We start from the raw sequence: 22,522 nt of genomic DNA, 5'->3' as shown, positions 1-22,522 counted from the left end.
AGAGTGAGGGCGTGCGGTAGACCGATACCTAGGTGTCGCCTGACGTGCCGATCACGACAGTTCTACGCCTCGCCTTCCGGCGTCACGGGCCCTTGAACGAACTCATCAACGGCCATCAGCGCCGCGCTGTTGGTACCACAGCATCGACAAGGCCGACGTGCCGCACCTCCTCAACGCGATCGCAGTCAACATCGAGCACCGCAGCATCAAGCGCAGCGATCATGGAGTCTCAAGATCCGTGACACAGCCACACACTGGCGAACCAGGCGCACTTGAGCGGTCTGACTTGGAATTTGATCTACCGTCAGGAGCGCTGGCAGCTAAAATTTTGCAGCGCGCTCCGGGCCCGGTCGACAAAGGACAGCAGCATGCCGCTAGAGGTCAACAAGCACGTCCAACGGATACGTCGTTACCAGCCGTTCGACGCCGACACCTCTGAGATGATCTACGAGCTGCAGGCAGACTGGGCGCAGCCGCTGTTCACCGTCGTGACGCTGAAGTACCTGCTGAACGCCATTGAGCGACCCACCATGAGGACCATCGTCCTCACCGGGGACGCCGGACACGGCAAGACCAGCCTGTGTGCCAGCCTTCTGGCCGAGCTGCGGACCGAGGCCGAGACGAACGCAGCAGACGTCCGAAAGGAAGTTTTCCGCGAGCTGTCTGAGTCCGGAGACGCAAGCCGTCCTATCGGCCGGACCCGTAGCGGACGCCCGCTGTACATCCTCAAAGATCTCAGCGAGCTAAGCCCGCAGGCGGGCGCTCGGAAGCTCGTTGAGCTGCTTGACCCTCCAGACGAGGGCATCGCGATCATCTGCGCGAACGAGGGCCAACTGCGCAAGTGCGTCGCCGAAGATGACAACCTTGACAAAGGTGGCAGCGGGCGCGCCAAGATTCTGGTGAGGACCCTCACAGAGGGCATAGTTCGCGGGCAGGTCAGCGACCCCGACGGCACAGTCACCGTCATCAACCTCAACTACCAGTCTGTAGCTGCCGACAGCGCCAACGGCGGACTCATTCCTTGGATCCTGAAGCAGTGGACAACGACGCAATGGTCGCGGTGGAAGTCCTGCGAGACCTGTGATGCGCGGAAGGTCTGCCCGATCCTGGCCAACCGCAACGAACTAAGCGATCCCACGCGCGGGCCTCAGCGCCGAGACGCGATCCGGGAAGTGTTCTCCGCGGCCGAGCGCACCGGGGCCGTAGTCACGACCCGTCAGGCGCTATCAGTGACCAGTTACATGCTCACCGGCGGCCTGTCCTGCGAGAACGTCCATGCCAAGTACCAGCGGTCGCACTCGAACAGGTTGTGGCAGGCCCCCCACTTGTATCATCAGGCGCTCTTCGGCGACCGGTTGACCCAGCAACAGCGTCATCTGGTTCCTGCCTTCTTCGCCCTACGAAAGCTGGACCCTGGCAAGGTCTCCCGCCGCCAGGTCGACGACCGGCTGGACCCGGACACGGCCGGCGACTTCCCTCCCGCGGATGCCAGCAGCTACCTGCAGAAGGTTCGTACGAATCGGGATGTCCAGAAACAGGCCGAACAGTTGCGGGGCTTGTACACGTTCCTGCGACGAGCTGACTTCTTCAACAGCGACGACAACACGGACCGGTTCGCCCGCATGGGCCTGCAGGCTGGCGACGACTTCGTCCTTGTCCAGGACAAGAACCGGGACCCGGCAGACACCAGGGTGCGGGACCGCTTCCTCAAGGGCCTCGAGGCCGTCCAAGGCATCCACCGGGCGGGGAGCAACCCTGACTTCTTCATACTTGATCCCGCCTTCTTCACCCACCGCGCCCGCGCGGCTGTGATCTCCCGACGCGTGCCTAGCAAAGGCGTTGAGGTCGTCGACCAGGTCACCCAGTGGCAAGAGGAAGGCCACACGGGCGACGCCCCCGAGATGCAGAACGCAGTCGAGTGGCTCAACCGGGCCATCTACATCCGCATCCCTGCTGTCGACCCTGACAAGGACGCAGTCTCGGTGGAAGCGGACCTTCTGCGCTTCGAATTGCTGACACGGTGGGCCGCAGGTCTGCGTAGCGAAGTCCAGCACGAGGCAGAGATCCGCGGCCTGAGTGGATCCTTGGCGGAGCTGGCTGACTCCTCAAATAGGGACGACGAGATCCAGGTGCTGGTGGGCGACGTCATGAGAAAGCTCATGATCGACGTCGGCGACAAGATCAGGTCGGTGCGTGCGTGATGGCTGATCGTTCCAAGGCGGAGGTCGTCCTCCGTCTCTTCGGGGTAAATATCGAACAGCAGGGCCGCGGTTTCTACGTCTCGCTTGAGATGCTCGCGATCGCCCGTGGCGTCTACCTGGCGCACCAGGAAGACCCGGAAAAATTCGCAGGACTCCTGGATAATGGAGCCGACACATCCTATAAGAGGACCTCGCACGACCTGGCCCGGCGGATCGCGACCAAGGCCCGCATCGTCGAAGGCGACGAGGAACTCGGCAAGGCCGTCGAGCTGGACTCTCCCGAGACGATGGAAACGCTCCACGCTCTATTCTCGTCCCTGCTGGTCGAGATCCCCGGGCGTCGTAGCCAGCCCAGTTGGTTCGGCGCGCACATCTATCCGTTCGTCGGTGAGCTCATCCACTACGACGCAGTCGAACGGCGAATCAAGCAAAGCGATGCCTCCCCCAGGAAGAGCGCAAAGAAGCGCAAGCAGGCCGACAAGGTCGCTGCTGGCATTAATGCTCCGACTATCGAGCGATACCTCTTCCGCGATGGTGGCAGCTGGGCCTACAAGGTCCTACGCAGCGACTCTGATCCTGACCGCAAGGAAGCGACCCGACAGGGCCTGCACGACCTCGTGCAGGACAGCGGCACCCCGCTGGGTAACCTTGCCAAGGCCCTCAGCGCGCACGACTTCGACTACGACGAAGCGCCCGTGGAAGGATCAGACGCAGGAATCAAGCTGTACGAGGATCTCAGCCCGTGGCCTGATCTGTTGAGGGAAGGGGCTCGCAACATCGTCGGTCGGACTGCGACGGTCCCAAGGGCCAAGCGAACCGAGAGCCTCATGCACTGGGTCCCGTACTGCTTGGCACGCCACCAGCTGCAACTCGCACGCCGGAAGCTCGGAGCTACCGACCGCGAGTCGATCCTGTTGGATTTCGGCAACGAGGCAACGCCGCTGCGCAGAGAGTCGCAGAAGAACCTCACCGGCTTCCGCAATGACATTGTCAACGCGATCAACGTCCAGGCTCGAGAAATGATTGACGAAATCGAAGCCGAAGGCGACGAGGCCAGGAAGCGCCGCTACGAAAGATTCGCCAAGGATGCCGGCAATGCGGTCGCCTCGCCCCGAGCGTTCTTCAGCGAGACCCTCGCTGCTGTGGGAGCCCTGAACGCGACGGTCGGGCGCCGGCACTTCACCATGAAGCCCCCGATGCTTGAGGGCTTGGTATCTGCCACTGTCCCACAGGGCACGGAGATGGAGTTCGACCAGTTCTGCGCGCTGCTGTACGAGAAGTACGGGCTCGTAGTGGAGAACAAGGTCGCGGCTGCGAGCCCGTTGGCCTATGAGGTCGACCCATCGGTCCTTGACCACAACGGCAAGGCGTTCCGGGAGAAGCTGGCCGCTATCGGTCTGCTCACTCAATATTCAGATGCAACCAGCATGGTTCGAGGGGAGCCCCGGTGACCGACAGCAGCATCCGAGCGCTCGGTCGGTTCGTCGCCGACGAAGCACTCCGCAAGGTCACTGAAATCAGCGGAGCCCGTGCCGTCCTGCGAGTCAGCGGGTTCGACCAGCAGACCGTTGCCGAGGCTCTCCGCCGCACGGCCCAGAGGCTGTTGGAGTCGCCAGACCGTCAGGTTGTCGTGAAGGTCGGCACCTCACAGCCAATTGAGGGCGTACCTGTTGATTACCTGCTGGATCCGCAGGACCAGCTGACCAAGTGGCGAAATTCGGGACAGGGTACGGCGGTGTTGCTCTTCGAGTGGGGGCAGTCTCCGGACGCACAGGGGCTGGCGGCCATGAATGCCCTTGACGATGCCACGATCCTGGGCGACTACCACGACGCCTCCGGCGAGCGCGGGTTCGACAGGTTCATGGCAGAAGCATGGCGGGAGGCGGGTGGCACCGGCACCGTTCCGGCCCTGATGGACACGTTTCTGCCCGAGATCTGGCGTGCCATCACTGATGAGGAGCCCCGGTCCTTGCACCGCTGGGCGGCCTTCCTGGTCGAGACCGCGCAGAAGGTCGCAGCAGCTCAGGTCCACACCCCTGACATGGTCTACCCCGAGATCTCTGCAGCCTTGCCCGCTCTGGACCTCTTCCCGGACCGGGGACTCTTCATCAAGCCCGCCGCGCTGCCCGCGCGGATCAAGAAGAACGTCTCGGTCAGTGCCTTCAAGCAGCCCACTGGCAAGGAGATCGCCGAGGACGACCTGATAGACCGCATCACCACGACCGAGTTCAGCGAGGAGTGCCTGGACCACATCGGTACGGACTCCGAGACCGCCAAAACGCGCATGCGCAGCCTCATACAGAACCTCAATGGCAGTGGCTCTACCCCGCAGGATCCTCGTCAGCTGCGCCGCGAGCAGGACCTGACCCTCTGGCTTGAAGTCTTCGAACAGAAGTCCAAGAAGGTCGGCCTAGGCCAACAGGTCAGGCAGGAGATCGAGAGGGCCGACGCAGAGCGGGTCGACGAGTTCGACGCCATGATGATCGAAGACGCTCTTGATCGCGGAGACCAGGAGTCCGCCCAGCGCTTCCTTGACGAGGCTCCCATTGGTGGGGCCGAGCCCCTGGCTGACCTGCTGTCCAAGCGGTCGCGCCGCAAAGTCGAGAAGCTTGCCTTCCCTGACTCTCAGTTCGTCCAGGACCCACTGCGTGCCCTGCTGCGCGAGCTGACCTACTTCTCTGACGAAGAGGAAGGCTCCGTCGTCGTCGGGCTTGAAGGCAACCAGGAGGCAGGTCGGTGGAGCCGCTGGCTGTTCGCTTTCCTGTACGCACGCACCCTGCGTGACGTCCAGGACTCCACCGGTCTTCGCCTGACCCTGGAGGTCAAGGACTGCCTACTGGACCTGACCAAGCCGCCCCTGCCGGAGGAGGACGAGCCGTTCGATCCGAACACCGAGTGGGCCCCCCTGCGCATCCTGGTCGAGATGGACGGCGCCGCCCAGCGACGTTTTCGCTGGGACCCCCTGGGCATCCCCGGGCAGATCGCACTGGCGGCCCTCATCCACGGCTGGCGCAACCCCCCTGGCCATGCCTGCAATCTGACCTTCGACACCTTCCTCGAGAGGTTCAACGACCCCCGGCAGTGGCAGGTCGACGAACCTGTGCCTGTGGCTGCATCACATTTCGCGGGTCAGCTGGAGCGCCTCAAGCTAGAGCACTTCGAGCGGTTCGCCGACGGGCTCGACGCCGGGAACATCAACGATTACGTACGCGAGTGGGAAGGCATACTCCGCGAAGCTCGCACCATCCTGGTTCCCGACAACGCTCCGAACGCAGACCTTGAGGCTGTCGTCCTGACCGATGTCGTCGGGCTGGCCGATCACCGCATGATGATGCTGGCCACCCACCCACTGAAGCTGCGCTGGCTGGCAAAGAACTACGCGGAGGCAGCCGGCAGCATCGAGACTGCCCTGAACAAGGAGGGAGGTCTGAGTCTCAACCAGGAGAACGAGGACCTCTTCTTCGACGCCATCGACCGCATCTCCCCACATGGAACACCGGCGGTCCTCGTCGGGCCCGGCGGCACGATCGCCATCCCAATGCGCGAATCGGCCGGGCACGAAGAGTACGCCCCGGTCCGCCTCGGCGGCAACGAGTCAAAGGAATGGCTCTCCAGCGTCGACGAGACGGCGATCGACGAGATGGTCCGCGTCATCACCGACTACCTGACGACCTACCCCCACAAGCTTGACGGCCTACGTGTACTGCTTCTGGACCGCAATGGCGATCCTGTCCTGCCGATGCGCGTGGCCAAGCAGGTACGGGCCAAGAACCCTCGTCTGAAAGTTGATCTGGTCGTGCTGGCTCCTCAGGCCACCCATCACGAGATCATCCAGGGTTTCGACCTGCACTTCGCCGGTGCGGAGATGTCCGAGGACACCTTCCTGCCCGACGTCCAACTCATCCTGCAGGCATGGGAGCCCGACCAGGAAGCAGATCTCTCAGGGCTGGAAGACACTGTCGACCTCGCCCTGGCTCCGGCGCTGTTCGGCACCCAGACCAGCATCAAGGAGAGCACTAAGAAGGAGTCCTTGTCGGGCTCCTTCAACCCTTGGAAGCACCCGGCTTCACACAACCTGGCTCAGACCAGCGAGAACGTCGTGAGAGCGCTGTTGCCCGAGACCGCCGACGAGACGCTTGAGTCCTGGTCAACCTTGTGCGTGCGCTACGACCGCCGTTCCCCGGTCTCCCGGGAGAGTGTCGATGGCATCGACTACTTCGAGATGCAGGTGCAGTTCGACCAGCACCAAAACCTGTTCGCCACTTTGCACCGCGTGGCACATTGGGTCGTCACCCTCGACAGCTTCATCGGCCGTGAGCAGATCGATGCCCTGCGCAACCGCCCTGACGTCATCCTCGTCAAGCCCAGTGTCGGCAAGAACGAGTCCTACACTCTCATTGTCAGCTCGCAGACCGGTCGGCAATTCGTCGTCCAGCGGCTGCGGCGCCGCCTGGAGCAGATCGGCGTTGTCACCCCGCAGGACTCCGAAGGCACCGCTAAGCGAATCTACGAGGTCGGCCGCAACGTGGCCCCTGGCGCCGTGCTGCGCTCCCTCGGTATCGGCACCACGGTCAACGAAGTCGTGGGCCTGGTCGCCACGCGATTTGTCATCGACCAGCAGTTTCCCGTCTCTCGGCAGGGCACGAGCCTGGTCACCTGGATCAGCTTCGACGAGCACCACCGCTGGTTCGGCCGCGGACACAAAACCCGTGCCGATCTGGGCCGGTTCGTGCTGACCATCCAGGACGACGGCACAGTTCGCCTGGATGTCCTGGTCGCCGAGTCCAAGTTCCGCCAGACCTTCGACGTCGGTTCGGCTGAGGTACAGCTCAACCGCACCACCGACCTATGCGAGGATGCCTTCCGCTCGGACGGCGCGGCTCGCCACGACCGTCCCTTCTGGCTGGACGAGCTTGCCGCCGCGATCGCTCAGACCAGTGGCAACGCGCTGCAGGCCGCAGACCTTCCAGCTCGCACCTTGATCGGCAATGACGACCACCGTCAGGTCGAGGCAAAGGTCCTTGACGCCCTACGTTCCGAGGACGTCGAGCTCGGTCAAGTCACCGGCGTTGCCGTGGCTATCTCAGCCGAGGACGACCAGCCGGCCCCCGCGGTCGGAACCCTCGGCAAGCACACCCTGGTGAGGCTGAACAAGCACGAACTGCTCAACCTCATCGGCGCTCTGCGCGCCAACCAGGACCCCACCAATGCCGACCCCCTTGTTGTTTCTGGGGACCTCAGTGGGACCGTGACGGTCCCCCACGCCGTCGCCACAACCCTCTCAGTAGGAATTTCCGCCGAACTGCCTACCCCGGAAGGACCGACGGCACCTGTCGAGGCAGTCGGAACGACTGCTCCAACAACCTTGCCGCGAGCAGTAGTTGCCCGCCACTCTGCCGCAGAGGTAGATCCTGTCCCTCTGAAGAATCACCGCGGGGGGCTCTCCGAGGAGGAACTGAGACTTCGATACAACAAGGTCGTTGACGTCTTCGCCCGCCACAAGGTGGCAGTCACCGCTCCGGAGGTCGGCAAGTGGCAGGAAGGACCCGGCTTCTACATCTTCCGGTTCATCCCCAGTCCTGGGGTCACCGTGGACAAACTGACCAACCGGCGCGACGAGATCTTCCTGGCCCTGGCACTGCCCTCCGGGTTCAGCATTCGCACCCGCAGCGACCGCGGCTCCGTGCTCTTCGAGATCCCCAAGATCGACGACGAGAAGTACGGAGTTGACGCCGAGTCGCTATGGCAGCGGTGCCCGACCGATCCCGAGAGCCTCATCGCCCCGCTGGGCGCCGACATCGAAGGCAACCCTGTCACCATCGACCTGTCCTCCGCGGACTCACCACACTTGCTGGTGGCCGGTACTACTGGATCAGGAAAGTCCGTCGCCCTGGACACGATCCTCAAGGGTCTGGTCCGGTACGACAAGGGCACCCTGCGACTCCGCCTCGTTGATCCCAAGGGCACCGAGCTTGTCGACTTTGAGGACGACCCTCACCTTGATGGCATGATCGGTATGGACGCCGCCGACGCCATCGAGATTCTTGAGGAAACTGTCGACGAGATGGCCGTGCGCTACAAGGACATGAAAGCGATCCGCACGCGCAAGCTCGTCGAGTACAACGCCAAGGTCGACAAAGCAGACCGAAAGCCCTGGATCGTCATCGTTCTGGACGAGTACGCCGACCTCACCAGTGATCCGGAAGAGAAGAAGCAAATCGAAGCGCTGCTCAAGCGCCTGACGCAGAAGGCCCGCGCTGCCGGCATCCACGTCATCGCAGCCACGCAGCGCCCGAGCGCGGACGTTATCTCGACGACCATCCGTTCCAACTTCCCCGCCCAACTCGCCCTGCGGGTCAAGACTTCAACTGACAGCCGCATCATTCTGGACGAGACCGGAGCCGAAGCTCTGGCGGGACAGGGCGACGCCTTTCTGCACACGGCCAAAGGCACCATACGACTGCAGGTGGCCTACGACGGGAGCTGACCAGACCCCTCCAGGTGTCTGGTCAGTCCGATCAGAGATCGCAGGTGCCGCGCCCACAAGGGGGCGAAGACCAGGCCGGGGTAAGGGCGAGACTACCCAGTCAAGGTTAGAGCAGTGCCTCCAGCGGGGGCGGCGGCCAGCACCGGGATGGAAGGCGCCATTGCCGCCCGCGGGTCCGCTGTGGCGTGGGCGGGCGCTGCGGCGAGAGTAGTGGGTTGAGCAAGTGGACACCTACAGCAGCATGGAGAGCTGGCTGTCAGTCGTCCAAAATCTTAGGCAAGTCTCTCAGCCGACTGATCACGCGCGTGTTAAATCGGCGATCCAGCTTGGCGACCTTGAAGAGGTGGGCCCACTGTCGCTCAGTGACGACTATATCGGCGTAGGGAACTGCGACCGAGAGAGCGGCTAGGTCGATATGGTCATGCTGTTGCCACGGCCACTGATGGTTTCGATGCTTCAAGCGTCGCGCTTCATACCTAACCGCAACGGATGGCATGGCCCGCAAGAATCCTTTGACGGCTTCTGGGCCCCCCATCTGGACTAGCTTCCCATAGACATTTAGGGGGTCGAGACCGATTTCTGCCGCAGCCTCATTCACATCTTCCGATATTTCAGCCAGGTCCTGAGCTGCGATCAAGTCATCGAGTCTCCCCTTCCCCCCAGGGATCACAATCAGATGATCTGAAAGCGCTCGCTCTTGCATAGCGTACGTCTCGCCGATCCTGTGCTGACCTCGCGTGTCCCAGTCCTTGTGGATCATCGAGTCGTTTGTGTTGCCTGCGAGAGACCACCACTCGTACGCGTCATTGGGTAGAGCGCGCACCTTTTCCAAAAGATCCAGTAGCTGCGACTCCGGCTCTAGCGGTTCTCCCTCCGGGGCGTCATCAGTGGCAACGCTGCTAACCAGGCGCAGACGTCCGGTAGGCGATGCAAAGGCGTGATTAACACCCCGCCCGAGGATTTTCTTCTGAATTTCCCTTGGTTCCGCCCCTCCAGATTCAAATCCAAGGCAGTAAATCAAAGCTAGGTCTATCTCCCAACGCTGCACGCGTTGTACCGGCGCCAGCGTGGAGAACTGCGACAGATCGCGCATAACCTGCGCCAAATCATGCCTGGATTCCCAGTTTGACCGATGCCATGTCTCAAGGTAATGGCCTGCTGCAAGCGGCACTATCACGCTTCCCGACTGCACAGCCTTTCGGAGGGTGGCGACAGCCTCCAGTAAAGACGAGTCCGTTCCACTCTTCTGGGCCTTGAGTATCTCGACCCACTTGTTTTGGTCAAGGTAGACGATCTTCTTGGAACCCATGAAGGAAGTGTGGCAGAACGCAGAGGGAAACTCTGCGGCTTTATGGCCCAGGAAGCCTTGGGATCGGCGGGTGAGGCAAGACTCAGGGCCCGACGTGTGGGGCCGCCTGAGGGGGGAACAACGGTGAAAGATGACAACCGCTAGTGACAGGGCTTCGCACCGGCAGCCGCAGGTTACCCGAGCGGACCTGCGACACCGGTACAGCCATGCTTAAGCGCGTCTCGCTGAACCAGGCGAAGATCAACTGACCGCTGCCGCCCGCGACATGGCGGTCAGCGGGTCTTCCTCGGATGCTTCGAGGCTTCGGCCTCCTGCCGCCGGGCGGCAACTGCCTCAATGACAGTGGCGGCACACGCCTGTGGTTCGAGGTGCTCCCAGAAACGGAGCACCAGCCAACCTGCCTCCGCGAGACGGTTGTCTGTGTCCCTGTCTCGCTGGATGTTCCGGCCGATCTTGTCCTCCCAGTACGGCCGGTTCGTCTTGGGCATCACGAAGTGCTCCGGGCAGCCGTGCCAGAAACAGCCATCGATGAAGACGGCCACCTTCACAGGGCGGAAGACCATGTCGGCCGTGCGGCGCATCTTCGGGAGCGGCTTTGCCGCCACCCGGTAGCGCAGTCCAGCGGAGTGGACAAGCGAGCGGAGGAGCCGCTCGGGTGCGGTATCGCGATGCCGGTTGCCGAGCATGCTCCGCCGGTTCGCGGCCGACGACGCCCACGACCCTTCCGGCGGTGTCCACTGCTCCGCCGGTGCTTCTAGTTGTCCTTGCTCACTCATAGCTCTGACAGCTTAGGGACGGCTTCCTCCGGGTCATCCAGCTTGGCGAGGACCTGTGCCTGTCCGTCCAGCTCCATTCTCGGCACTTCCCCTTGGTGGGGCGGGCGGCCGCAAGTCTCGCACTCACCGACTCGCCTGAGCCCGGTACGGGCAACCAGCGGCTCCAGCGATCCGGCAACGGAGTAGTCCATGCTGTTGCCATCGGCGAAGCCGGATTCCTGCTGGGAGCCATCTGGGAGCCGACCTGCTCCCGAAGCCCCCTCCACACCACCCGAGACCAACCGGGCCCACTCACCTGACATGCGCAAAAACAGTCCAGGCAGGAAAGATCATTAACCGAACCTCATTCGGGACGAAGAGGTCGTGGGTTCAAATCCCGCCACCCCGACAGTGAGTAGCAGGTCAGGGCCTGATCCAGTGAGTGGATCGGGCCCTGAGTTGTTTCGCCTCGCCCGGGGTCTTTTCAGGTGTCCCTTGTTGGCGTCGGGGCGGCTATGACGTGGCGAGCAAGTCGTCGATCTCGTGGGCCCGGCGTAGGACCTCGCCGTGGCGGGGGTCGCCGAGGGCTGCGAGGATTTCGGCGAGGTTGGCCAGGGCGGCGAACAGGAGCAGGGTGGGTTCGTCCCACTGTTCGCACAGGGCGATGAGGTCTTCGAGTACCCGGGTTGCGTCCTCGGGGCGGTCGAGTCGGCGTAGGGCCTCGGCGCGGTTCAGCATGATCTGTTCCGTGCCGTAGCCTCCGGTGCGGCCCGCGGTCTCGGCCTCTTCCAGGAGTCGTAGTACCTCGGCTGCCTGCGACTTGGCCGAGGCGCCCTGTTCTGGCGCGTGGTGCAGGAGGTGCACGGAATAGTCGTTGAGGACCATGACGAGTGTTTCCGCGTCCTCTTCGTCGCCGGAGTCCTGGTGGCTGTGGCGGGCGATGGTGAGGGCCTGGCGGAATGCCTCGTCCGCCTGTTGGGAACGGCCGGCGCTCTCCAGGATCGAGGCGTAGAGGTTGAGTGTCTGGGCGTGGTCGGCGTCTAGCCGGTTCACCTGCTTCGCCGGACCCGCCCGGTTCACCTGCTTCGACAGATCCGCCCTGTTCACCTGATCCGCCGTGTCCGACGCGTCCGACGCGTCCGCCGTGTCCGGCGCGTCCGGCGCGTCCGGCGCACCCAGCATGCCCGGTCCGTCCGGCACGTTCGCTTGATCCGCCCGGTTCGCCGGACCCACCTGATCCACCCGCTCCACCCCACCTCCCTCCTCAACCTCAATCGCAAGCGCCCTCTCGATGGATTTCAGCGCCGCCTCCGCCCCCTCCACCGCGCGCACAGCCATCGCATGGTTCGTGAGGTACGTGGCGTAGGTGGCCGGTACGGGGGTGTGTGCCCGCTCGTAGAGGTGGAGTGCTCGGTCGGCGGCTGTCAGGGCGGCCGTGTCGTCGCCGCGGACGCGGTGGAACACCGAGAGTCGGTCCATCAGGTCAGCGGCTTCAGGGAGGCCGTCGCCGTGCTGGTCCGCAAGGTTCACTACGTGCAGGACGTGGGGCAGGGCGTCGCGCCACTCCGGCCATGCGTCGTGGTCGTGGGTGTCGCCGCGCAGGGCCACGCCGAGGAAACGCAGGGCGATGTTGGCCCGGCGGCGGCGTTGCGGCGCGTCCAGGGTTTCCGTGGGCAGGGGGTGCAGGAGGCGGGGGATGGCGACCAGACGCGTGTCGCCGCGGGCGGTCACCAGGAGCAGCCCGCGGTCGAGCAGCCGTCGTAGCGCGAGGGCCATCAGGGCGGTGCTGTTGCCCAGGTCGCGCAGCGGGTCGGGGAGTGGGCCCCAGGCCTCGGCCAGGAAGGAGACCGGCAGTGGGGCGGGGGCGAGGGTGCTCAGCAGGGTCAGCAGTTCGCGTTCGGCATCCTGGCCGAGGCGGGTGAGGCGGTGCCATTCGTAGCCGAAGTGGGCGCGGGCGAGTTCGCCGTCGGTGTCGTCCTCGCGGGTGGGGAAACGGTCGCGCAGCGCGGCCTGCACCTCGTGGTACAGGGTGTCGATGCCCGGGCGGGAGCGGCTGGTCGGGCGGGCGCTCAGCCACATCCTGCCCTCGATCTTCTGGGCCAAGTCCCGTCCGTGCAGCGGGGGTTCGATGTCTCCCTGCTGAGCTGCGCCGAGTTCGTCGAGGGGGATGCCGAGCGCGACGTGCAGGCACCAGAGCACCAGGGCCTGCTCCGCGGAGCCGCGGAGCCCGCCCGGTACGACCTCGGGTACGGTGTCGCGGGCCCGTTCCACGCCTCGGACGACGCGGTCGGCCAGCCAGCGTCCCCGTTCCTCCTCGGTGCAGCCGTCCCGTGCGCAGAGGGGGCCGAAGGGGTCGAAGGCCGGGGCGGCGGCCAGCGCCCGCAGTGCCTCGGGCTCTGCCTCCCGGTCGTCACGCAGGCCGTATGCCACCGCCGTGTGGACCTGGCGCAGACCTGACCGGAGTGCCTGCCAGGCCGCCAAGTCCGGCGCCGCCAAGTCCGGTGCCACCAGGTCCGGTGCCACCAGGTCCGGTGTCGGCACGGGGTTCTCGACCGCGTTCTCGACCGGGTTCTCGACCGCGTTTCCGCCCCGGTGCGCGCCCTCGTATCCGCCCTGGTCGCGGGGCGTTTTCACCTTGAGGCCGTTTTTTTCACCCGGCGCCTCGCGGTTCGATCCAGTCATGAGAACTGACACCCCGGCTTCGATGAAACGGGGGCGACCGAACGGCCGACCCCCGACACGTGTCTTCATCAACTACCGGACCGGAGACGAACCGTACGGCGCGGTTCTGATCGACACCGCGCTGTGTGCCCGGTTCGGGCCCGAGGCGGTCTTCCGGGCCTCTCGGTCGATCCGCCCCGGCGAGGACTTCGCGGAGGCCATCCTCGGCGCGGTGCGGGAGTCCTCGGTCCTGCTGGCGGTGATCGGTCCGCGCTGGCTCGACGCCGTCGACGCGCACGGCAGGCCGCGCCTGCACGATCCGGCCGACTGGGTGCGCCGCGAGATCCTCCAGGCGTTTCACAGTGGGGTGCGGGTGGTTCCGGTCCTGCTGAACGCCAACCTACCGCAGGAGCAGCAACTGCCCCCGGCCGTCGCACGGTTGAGCGGGCAGCAGTACCTGCGGCTGCACCACAGGTATGCCCCGGCCGATCTGGAGCGGCTGGTCGACGAGGTGGCGGAGCTGCTGCGGCGACCGGCGCGGTGACGGCGGTCCGTGCGGCCGACCTGGGTTCATCCGGAATCGGCGGACAAGTATTCACTTCGGCGGATATTGTCCTGACCCACCGCTCTCGGCAGGAGTACCGCATTGCCGCCACTCCGCTTCGGTCATGCCCTCCAACTGCACCGAATTCGGGCCGGGTTGTCCCTGTCGGGGCTGTCCGACCTGGTGCACTTCTCGCCGTCCTACCTCAGCCGGGTGGAGTCGGGGGACCGCACCCCGAGCCCGCAGTTGGCCCGGCTGTGCGACACGGCGCTGGGCGCCGATGGTGAGTTGGCCGACCTGCTGGCGCCACGCGTGCCGCGGGCGGCCCCGACCTCAGCCGCCGACAAGTCCCCTCGTGCGGTGCCGAGTTCGCCGCGCACCGAGGGCGCCCCTGGCTCCGGGCAGCCGGCCCCGGCTGTCTGTCCGGTGGCGTTACCGGCCGTGGACGACGGGGAGGACGTACGGTCCGTCGCGCACTTCACCGGCCACCTCGGCGAGTTGCGCCGGCTGGCCCAGCGGGTGTCGCCAACTCCCGTGCTGCGGCAGGCCGGTGGCGCGATCTCGCTGCTGGAGTCGTTGGCACCGGCCGCTCGAACCCCGGCCGCCCGCGACCAGTACCTCGAACTCCTCGCCTTTTACTGCGAGTTCGCCGGGTGGATGGCGCAGGAGTCCGGGAACCACACGGAGGCCGAGCGGTGGATCGGGCGCACCGAGACCCTGGCCACGGAGGCGGGCGCACACGACCTCGCGGACCACACCCTGATCCGCCGGGCCGGTCTGGCGCTGTACCAGGGGAACGCCGAAAGCGTCGTCGAGTACGCCGCCGAGGCCGGGCGGCGCGGCCACGGCAGTCCGCGGATCCGCGCGCTGGCCGCCTTCCGGGAGGCGCAGGGCCTGGCACTCGCGGGGCGGGGGAAGTTGTGCGCGGCGGCGCTGGACCGGGCCGGCGAACTGCTCGACGCGACCGCCGGCACCGCCGCCATCACCGTCACTGCCGCGAGGCCGAGCGAAGGCTCCCGGTCACGGTCGCCCGCGCTGGTCATCGGCTCGGATCTCGCCGTACGGCTCGGCGGCCCGGTCGGCGGCTGGTGCCTGTACGACCTCGGGAGACCGGACGAAGCGGCGGAGGTGATCCGGGACGGTCTCGGTCAACTGCCGCACCGGGCGGCTCGCATGCGAGCGCTGTTCACGGCCCGGCTCGCCCTGAGCCTCGCCGACGCGGGCGAGCTGGACGCCGTCGTCCCGGTGGTGGACGGTCTGTTGAAGGACTCCGAAGGACTGTGCTCGGACGCCGTCCGGACCCAGCTCCGGCAGCTCGCGATATCGCTGCGCCGCAGACACACCCGACCCGCGATGCGGGAACTGCGCGCCAGGGTGACGGCCGCACTGAGCTGCACGGGCTGCGTGACGCCCAGTTGACCAGGCAACCCGCACGCCGACCGGAGCCGGCCCGAGCCGATCGCCGTACCGCCCCACCCCAACCGCACCCCACCCACCGTACGAGAACCACGCGCCCAAGTGACATCCGCACCGCGCCGCATCCGCCCCACAACCCCCGTGGTGCCAACTTGACTTGGCAACAGGCAACGATGGTCGCGGCGACCGCGCCGGTCCTACGCTCGTTGCGTCGCGAGGGGGCCGGGGCCAGTGGTGCCGGGGGCGAGAGGGAGGCGGGGGAGATCCCGTCTCCCTCCGCTGTGGCGGTGTGGCGGCCGTGTCCGCCGTCTCTCCTTCGTACTCACCCTCCTGCGGTGGGATGTCGAGAGCCGCACACGGATCAGAGGTCGGTACATGGGAAGCAAGCAGACGCAGTTGACCACCACGCTCACGGTGAAGCAGTGCGCCGAGGTGTTCCGCATCGGTGCGGCGGGAGCGCGCGGGGTGGGTTCGGTGCTCGGCGGGGCGGCGGCGAAACTGATGGGGAACGATGTGAGCGGGTACTTCACCCCGACCAACGACTCCCCGTTCGCCAGCCTGGACGACGACCAGCCGGACTTCACGGTGGGGGCGTACGTGCCCAAGTTCAGCGGGGGCGGCCAGGGCAACGGGACGGCCGTACACATGTACGTGTGGGACCGCGGAGCCACCCGTACCGTGGAGCTCTACTCACCCCACGGCATCGGCGGCGGCCTGCACGCCCGCAAGCTGATCACCAAGGTCTCCGACGCGTTCACCGAGGCCGACCCGCGGGTCCAGGTCACGGCGGGCTGACACCACGCACGGATTTCACCCGGTGGGCACGGCGAAGGCCTTGGTGGACACGTCGCGTTCCAGGCTCGCCCGCTGGAAGCCGTAGGTGGCGATGGACGAGATCCGTACGACGACGCAGAACCGGTCGATCGAGGGGACCGCTCCGGCCAGCTCCCGATGGGCGCGTTTGAGGAAGTGGATCGCGGCGTGGTTGGCCAACGAACTCTGGCCGCAGACCAGCAGGACCGGGCGGGCCGACTCCGGAGGCGTGAACTTGGCGACGAGCGCGTACTCCACGTTCCCCCGGTCCCAGAGGAAGTGGTCGTCTCCCACCACGATCGCACTGGAGTCGGGGCCGGGGCCGAAGGGGCGCCAGTCGACCCCGGGAAGGTGAGCCGCGAGATGGCCGCCGGTGCGGATGTTGGAGCCGCCCCAGGGGCCGCCGATGCAGAACTCGGTCCGGCTGTCGTTGCTCGCGTGGAAGTCGCCGCTCGACTCCACGGACACCTGGCAGCCGAACTCCCCTGCCAGCGTGGCCACTTCGATCATCGCCCGGACGTCCTTGTGGGCGGCGCTGCCGGGACGGTCGTACTTGTTGTTCATCACGATCAGGCACTCGCCACCCGGCCGCAGCCCGAAGAACGCCGCCTTCCGCCGCAGCGCGCGGGCGTGTTTGCCGCGTTGCCACAACCAGACTCCAGAGCCGCTGATGACACTCGTCACCAGCCCGACCGCGATGTTGACCACTACCGACAGAATCTCCGCCGCCTCCCCCCGCGCGTCGGCCACGCAGGGGTACATACCCGTGTTCGAGGGATTAGGCCCCTACGGCACGGTGTCCGCGGCGGCTCATCCGCGTCGCCGCTCCACGGCGCGGTCGACGGCCTCGGCCAGCGTGCGGGCGGTCCTACGCCAGTCGAGCCGGCCCGCCAGCCGCGCCCGTACGTCCTCGGCGTAGGCGAAGGAGTCCTCCAGCTCGGAGGTCACCCCGGCGATCGCGTCGCTCCAGCGGCGTACGTCGATCTCCTCGTCGTCGGACATCTCCACGATCATCGGCTCGGCGGCGTGCCCCAGTTCGGCGCGGAGCAGCTCGGCCGCGCCGCTGCTCCCGCCGACCAGCACCGGTGTGCCCGCCCCGATCGCCTCCAGGACCACCAGGCCGAAGCCCTCGACCCGGGAGGGCATCACGCACAGCGCGGACCGGGCGAGGTCGCGCCGGAGTTCCGCCGGGTCGACGGTGTAGGGGCGGACGTCGACGCGCTCCCGGGCCAGCCTGGAGAGCTCCACCAGCGTCCCGTGCAGGTCGTCGCACTCGGCCTCGGCGGCGCCCCGGACCAGCAGGGTCAACGGCGGCCCGCCCAGGACCGGTACGCCGGCGACGGCGCGGGCCGCGAGGTCCAGCCCCTTGAGCCCGATGTCCTCGGTGCGCCCGAGCACCAGCACATTCCGCTTGGCGAGCGGGCGCCTCGGCTCGGGGCCGGACAGCGTGATGCCCGGATCGAGCTGGACGACGTCGCCGCCGCGCGTGGTGTCCCCGGCCGCGAGCAGGTCGGCCGTACAGCGCGCGATCCGCGGTCCTACGGCGGCGACGACATCGGCCTCCGCGCCGAGCCGGCGGATGATCCGCTCCCGCTCCTCTATCCGCGAGGTGGCCCGGCCCGAGTCCTTGTAGCGTTCGATCTCCGCGGGCACGGTGTGCGCGATGTACACCAGCAGGCCGGGGGCGTGCCGGCGGGCGTAGGCCCAGGCCTCGCAGCCGGTGAACCGGTCGTGGCCCACGATCACCTCGGCGCCGAAGTCCACGGCGGCGGACGCGGGCAGCAGCAGGGTCGGACCGGCCGGGGTCGATTCGGCGGTCAGCAGGGTCACACCGCGGCGCCGCGCGTCCTCGTGCTCCTCGGCGGTGGCGCTCAGCACCAGGCACGCGACGCGGTGCCCGATCTCCGCCAGCCCGGTCGCGGCGAGGCGGTTGAACGCGGGCACGCCGCCCCGGGTCGGCGACCACATCGGGCACAGCAGCAGATACGACCTCGGTGTGCGAGGTACGTGCTCCTCGTGCTCGGTACGCGGTTGCGCTGTCATGCTCGTCGCCGTTCTCGCTGCCTGTCCGTACCCCGGGCCAGGGCGGCCCGGAGCTGGTTCGCGGTGCGAGCCCAGAGTGGGTTCCAGAAGGCCGTCAGCGGCCGAACGCTGGAACCGCCGCCGAAGAGACAGGCGTTCTCGCAGGTGAACGGAGTGAGCGGGCGCATCCCCCGCTGGAATTCAGCAGCGGGGCCACCACAGGAGGCCAAGACGTGACCGATCAGCAGAAACAGGTACTGGGCCGGGAGCTCGCCCGCCTGCGCGAGGAGGCCGGGCTCCGGCAGGGCGACCTGCAGAAGCCGACCGGCAGATCGGACGCCACGCTCTCCGCGATCGAGCGCGGCCGGTGGAAGCGCCCCGTCGACCGGTCCGTGGTGGAGAAGTACGTCGAGCACTGTCTGGGCGTCATGGGCCTGTCCAAGGACGCCTCGGACCGGCGACGCGCCTATGTGCTCGGCCTGTTCGACGCCTTGGAGGATCTCGCGGCGGCGACCGAGGCCGCGGCCCTTGTGCCACCGGGCAATCAACTGCCCCGGGACACACCCCACTTCACCGGGCGGGAGCACGAACTCCAGTCGGTCCTCGACGGGGTGCGGGCCGCGCGGGCCGGCGGCGGTGTGATCGCCGTGCGCGCGGTGGACGGCAAACCGGGCGTGGGGAAGTCGGCCTTCGTCACGCACGTCGGCCACCGACTGAGCCGCAGGTTTCCCGACGGGCAGCTCTTCGTGAACCTGCACGCCCACTCGGGGGACGACCGGCCGGTACCGCCGACGGAGGCCCTGGCGCAGTTGCTGTCCGCGATCGGGGTGTCGTCGAAGCAGGTGCCGAACGGCCTGGAGGAGCGCGCGAAGCTGTGGCGGAGCCGGCTGGCCGACCGCAAGGTGCTGCTGGTCCTGGACAACGCGCTGGACGACGCGCAGGTCCGCCCGCTGCTGCCGGGTTCGCCCTCGTCCCTGGTCCTGGTGACCAGCAGGCACCGGATGATCGGCCTGGACGCGGTGACGATCGCCCTCGACGTGCTCTCGCCGGGGGACGCGGACCTCATGTTCCGCCGGAGCGCCCAGCGCCCGCTGCCACCGGGCAGCCCGGTGGCCGAACTGATGGAACTGGCGGGGCATCTGCCGCTGGCCATCGACATCCTCGGAGGGCGCATGAGGAACCGGAAGGCGCTCACCGTCGAGTATCTGGTGAACGAGATGCGCGAGGCGGTGAACCGCTTATCCGTGCTGCGGGTCCGCAACGTCGAGGTGGCGGCCGCCTTCGAGCTGTCGTACCGGGCACTGCCCCCGGACCGCCAGGACTTCTTCACCCTGGTGGGTCTGCACCCGGGCCCGGACCTGGACGCGTACGCGGGCGCCGCCGTCACGACCGGCACCGTGCGCGAGACCACACGGCAACTGGAGGCGCTGTACGACGACAACCTGATGGACGAGCACATCCTGGGCCGCTACGAACTCCACGACCTGATCGCCGAGTATCTGCGCGGACTGAACGAGGACCGGGACCCGGCCCTGCGACAGGCCGCGGTGGACCGGCTGCTCGACTACTTCCAGGACGCCACCCACAACGCCGACCACCTCCTGCGGGACACGGCGGACCCGGGCGCACCCGCCCAACCAGCCTGCTACGGCGGCGAGTTGCCGCCGGTCGCGGACCGCGGGGCGGCGCTGGCCTGGCTCACGGCGGAGCGCGGCAACCTGCTCGCCTGTCTGCGCACCGCCTCGGACAGCCCGCCCCGGGTGGTCGCGCTGACCGCCGCCATGGCACGGCATCTGCGGCTGAGCGGGCCGTGGGACGTCGCCGCCCGACTGCACGAGGACGCGGTGACGGCGGCACGGGCGGTGGAGGACCGGGCCGCCGAGGCCACCGCCCTGCTCGAACTCGGCACCGCCCGCCGCAACCACGGCGACTTCGACTCCGCCGAGCGGATCACGAAGGCCGCGCTCGACGCCCGCACCGCCTCCGGCGACCAACTCGGCCGGGCCGCCGCCCTGTTGGAGCTGGGCTCGATCCACTTCCTGACGGGCCGCAACGACACCGCCCGGGACCAGTTCCGGCAGGCGCTGGAGCTGAGCCGCACAGCGGGCGACCGGGCGGGCGTGGCGGACGCGATGATCGAACTCGGCACCCTGGCCTACTGGGTGGACGACTACCCCGAGGCCGAACGGCAGCTCACCGAGGCACTCGCCCTCCACGAGGAGCTGAACAGCACCCTCGGCCGCGTCACGGCACTGAAGAACCTCGGCAACACCTGGTACTTCATGGACCGTTACGACCAGGCCCAGGACGCCCTCGGCCAAGCCCGCGCGCTCTCCCGGGAGTTGGGCATCGCGCTCGTCGAGGCGCAGACGACGACCAAGCTCGGCAGTGTCCTGCGGCTGATGGGCCGGTACGAGGAATCCGTCGAACTCCTCGCCACGGCAAGAAAGTTGGCCGCCAGGCTCGCCGACCGTGCGCTGGAGGCCGAACTGCTCATCGACTACGGCGCCGCGCTGCACCAGCTCGGAAAGGACGGGGAGGCAGCGGACGCCTTCGCCACGTCGCTGGACCTGTACCGCGAGATCGGTGAGGAACTGGGGATGGCGTGCGCGCTGAAGGAGTTCGCCGATCTGCTGACGGACATCGGCCGCTCCACCGAGGCACGGCAGAAGCTGGGCGACGCCAGTGACCTGTACCGGAAGCTCGGTGACCGCCTTGGTCTCGCCGCGACCGAGAACTCGCTGGGGCGACTGGAGTTGTCCGTGGACAGGGCGGCGGAGTCCTCGGCCGCGCACGAGGTCGCCCTGGGCATCGCCCGCGAGCTGGGCAGTCCGCTGGAGGAGGCGGACGCGCTGCTCGGGCTCGGCCGGGCCGCCGCGGCCGCGGGCGATCTCGCGACCGCCCGTGAGCGGGTGGGCGAGGCGCTGCGCATCCAGCGGGACATCGGCGCGGCCGGGGCCACCACTACGGCCGCTCTCCTGGCCGAACTGACCTCTGCCGAAGGGTAGTCACAGGGTTCGGGCCCGATCCTCACCGAGGATCGGGCCCCTGCCGCTCAGTAGGTCAGCGCGTCCCCCGCCTCCGACAGCCAGTACGTCACCTTCAGCGAGTCGTCCACGTACACGCCCTTCGTCGGCAGTGACGGCGTCGCCGCCGGGCTGATGCCGTTGTTGTTGCGGTCGAAGAAGTAGACGGAGAGGGACTTCGCCGTGCGGCCGTTGGTGCCGCTGCCGTCGTCGCCGCCGGAGAGGGCCACGCCGGCGTAGCCCGACTCGCCCGGGGTGAGGGTGGTCACCGCCTGGGGCTGGGAGTCCTCGATCACCGGCGGTACGGACTGGGCGTCGCCGAAGTTGACGGCCGGGTAGTAGTAGAGGTCGCAGGTCTTGGAGCCGGTGTTGGTGACGGTGAGCAGCATGTGGTTGACGGGGCGGCTGACCGTCCGTGCGGTCACCTTGGTGTTGGCGCCGCTGCACGGGACGCTGCTAGCGGACGTGTCCGAGCCGGAGTTCGTGCCAGAACCCGAGCCCGAGTTCGTGCCCGAGCCCGTGCCGGAGTTCGTGCCCGCGCCCCCGCTCGTCTTGCCGCCCCTCGACGTGGACCCCGCGGAACCGGCGGACCCGCTCGACCCGCTCGACCCGGCGGACCCGCTCGTCTGCCCCGCCCCACCCGTCTTCGCCCCACCCGTCCTCGCCCCGGCCGTTCCCGCCGGCGCCACCGTGGACGAGTTCGAGTTCGCCGCGCCCTCGTCCTGTACTCCCAGCTTGTCGTTGCAGGCGGTGAGGGAGAGNTTTGATGACCGCAGCCTGTGCCGCTTTCCGTCCCACCCGCTACGGCAGTCGGGATCCACGGGAACCTGGAACGTTCGCATCGGCTCTGACCTGGGGGAACACCGACTCCCTGGAACGCGGGACTGGGATGGGGGCAGGGTGGCGACGCCTGAGGAGACGGCCGAGTTCGCGGCGCTGATACGGGAGCTGAAGGACCGGTCGGGGCTGAGCTACGGCGTGCTCGCGAAGCGGCTGCACATGAGCACGTCGACGCTGCACCGGTACTGCAACGGCGATGCCGTACCCACCGACTACGCCCCCGTGGAGCGGTTCGCCCGGCTCTGCAAGGCGACCCCGGAGGAACTCGTCGAGGCCCACCGCCGGTGGATCCTGGCCGACGGCGCCCGCCAGCGCGAGCGGAAGGCCGCCACCGCGACACCCACAGCACCACCGGCACCCCAAGCAAGGCCGACCGCACCACCGGCACCCCAGGCAACGCCTACCGCACCGACAAGCGGAACACCCACCCCCACACCCACCCCCGAAG

General features: G+C 67.3%; 14 protein-coding genes. 8 read left to right on the top strand and 6 right to left on the bottom strand.

Annotation, left to right across the window (positions count from 1 at the left end):
* The first annotated feature begins 368 nt into the window (after window positions 1-368).
* From JHN63_RS29325 to JHN63_RS54375, 3 genes are read left to right on the top strand one after another with little or no spacing between them, the layout of a single operon-like run.
* Entirely contained in the window at window positions 369-2,201 is a 1,833-nt protein-coding gene (locus JHN63_RS29325; protein WP_200686259.1) for a hypothetical protein, read from the top strand.
* Entirely contained in the window at window positions 2,201-3,652 is a 1,452-nt protein-coding gene (locus JHN63_RS29320) for a hypothetical protein (RefSeq protein WP_200686257.1), read from the top strand. The genes JHN63_RS29325 and JHN63_RS29320 overlap by 1 nt, the downstream gene beginning before the upstream one ends.
* The gene (locus JHN63_RS54375) at window positions 3,649-8,688 is read left to right on the top strand and encodes an FtsK/SpoIIIE domain-containing protein (protein ID WP_200686255.1); all 5,040 of its coding nucleotides are present in this window, start codon (window positions 3,649-3,651) and stop codon (window positions 8,686-8,688) included. Before JHN63_RS29320 ends, JHN63_RS54375 begins: the two co-directional genes overlap by 4 nt.
* Window positions 8,689-8,944: 256 nt before the next feature.
* Here JHN63_RS54375 and JHN63_RS29310 read toward each other — a convergent pair whose 3' ends face one another.
* The 3 genes from JHN63_RS29310 to JHN63_RS29300 all read right to left on the bottom strand — a co-directional run bounded on the left by JHN63_RS29310 (window position 8,945) and on the right by JHN63_RS29300 (window position 13,434).
* A complete protein-coding gene (locus JHN63_RS29310) occupies window positions 8,945-9,997 on the bottom strand; it encodes a hypothetical protein (protein ID WP_200686253.1) in 1,053 nt (350 codons plus the stop codon).
* Window positions 9,998-10,269: 272 nt separating this feature from the next.
* Window positions 10,270-10,773, bottom strand: coding sequence for a very short patch repair endonuclease (locus JHN63_RS29305; protein WP_200686251.1), 504 nt, complete (start codon window positions 10,771-10,773; stop codon window positions 10,270-10,272).
* A gap of 492 nt (window positions 10,774-11,265) precedes the next feature.
* Window positions 11,266-13,434, bottom strand: a complete 2,169-nt coding sequence (locus JHN63_RS29300) for a hypothetical protein (RefSeq protein WP_200686249.1) — start codon at window positions 13,432-13,434, stop codon at window positions 11,266-11,268.
* Here JHN63_RS29300 and JHN63_RS29295 point away from each other — a divergent pair.
* The 3 genes from JHN63_RS29295 to JHN63_RS29285 all read left to right on the top strand — a co-directional run bounded on the left by JHN63_RS29295 (window position 13,433) and on the right by JHN63_RS29285 (window position 16,168).
* On the top strand, window positions 13,433-13,957 hold the full coding sequence (locus tag JHN63_RS29295; RefSeq protein ID WP_200686247.1) for a toll/interleukin-1 receptor domain-containing protein: 525 nt from the start codon (window positions 13,433-13,435) through the stop codon (window positions 13,955-13,957). The genes JHN63_RS29300 and JHN63_RS29295 overlap by 2 nt on opposite strands.
* Window positions 13,958-14,059: 102 nt before the next feature.
* Entirely contained in the window at window positions 14,060-15,376 is a 1,317-nt protein-coding gene (locus JHN63_RS29290) for a helix-turn-helix domain-containing protein (RefSeq protein WP_200686246.1), read from the top strand.
* A gap of 372 nt (window positions 15,377-15,748) precedes the next feature.
* The gene (locus JHN63_RS29285) at window positions 15,749-16,168 is read left to right on the top strand and encodes a hypothetical protein (RefSeq protein ID WP_200686243.1); all 420 of its coding nucleotides are present in this window, start codon (window positions 15,749-15,751) and stop codon (window positions 16,166-16,168) included.
* Between the two features lie 15 nt (window positions 16,169-16,183).
* On the opposite strand, the gene JHN63_RS29280 is transcribed toward JHN63_RS29285, so the two are convergent.
* A complete protein-coding gene (locus JHN63_RS29280) occupies window positions 16,184-16,936 on the bottom strand; it encodes a hypothetical protein (RefSeq protein WP_307782010.1) in 753 nt (250 codons plus the stop codon).
* Window positions 16,937-16,996: 60 nt separating this feature from the next.
* Complete coding sequence (locus JHN63_RS29275) at window positions 16,997-18,229, bottom strand: glycosyltransferase family 4 protein (RefSeq protein ID WP_200686241.1); 1,233 nt, start codon at window positions 18,227-18,229, stop codon at window positions 16,997-16,999.
* A 212-nt stretch (window positions 18,230-18,441) separates the two neighbouring features.
* Between JHN63_RS29275 and JHN63_RS29270 the strand changes: the two genes are divergently transcribed.
* Window positions 18,442-21,216: a tetratricopeptide repeat protein gene (locus JHN63_RS29270; RefSeq protein ID WP_200686239.1), complete on the top strand. Its 2,775-nt coding sequence runs from the start codon at window positions 18,442-18,444 to the stop codon at window positions 21,214-21,216.
* A gap of 47 nt (window positions 21,217-21,263) precedes the next feature.
* On the opposite strand, the gene JHN63_RS53100 is transcribed toward JHN63_RS29270, so the two are convergent.
* Window positions 21,264-21,623, bottom strand: coding sequence for a DUF4232 domain-containing protein (locus JHN63_RS53100; protein WP_234477892.1), 360 nt, complete (start codon window positions 21,621-21,623; stop codon window positions 21,264-21,266).
* Between JHN63_RS53100 and JHN63_RS53095 the strand changes: the two genes are divergently transcribed.
* The coding region (locus tag JHN63_RS53095) for a helix-turn-helix transcriptional regulator (RefSeq protein ID WP_234477891.1) at window positions 21,622-22,522 on the top strand (901 nt) is incomplete at its 3' end. The genes JHN63_RS53100 and JHN63_RS53095 overlap by 2 nt on opposite strands.

It is taken from the genome of Streptomyces sp. MBT65, assembly GCF_016612545.1.
GTDB lineage: Bacteria > Actinomycetota > Actinomycetes > Streptomycetales > Streptomycetaceae > Streptomyces.
This window is presented reverse-complemented; position numbering and strand designations above follow the sequence as displayed.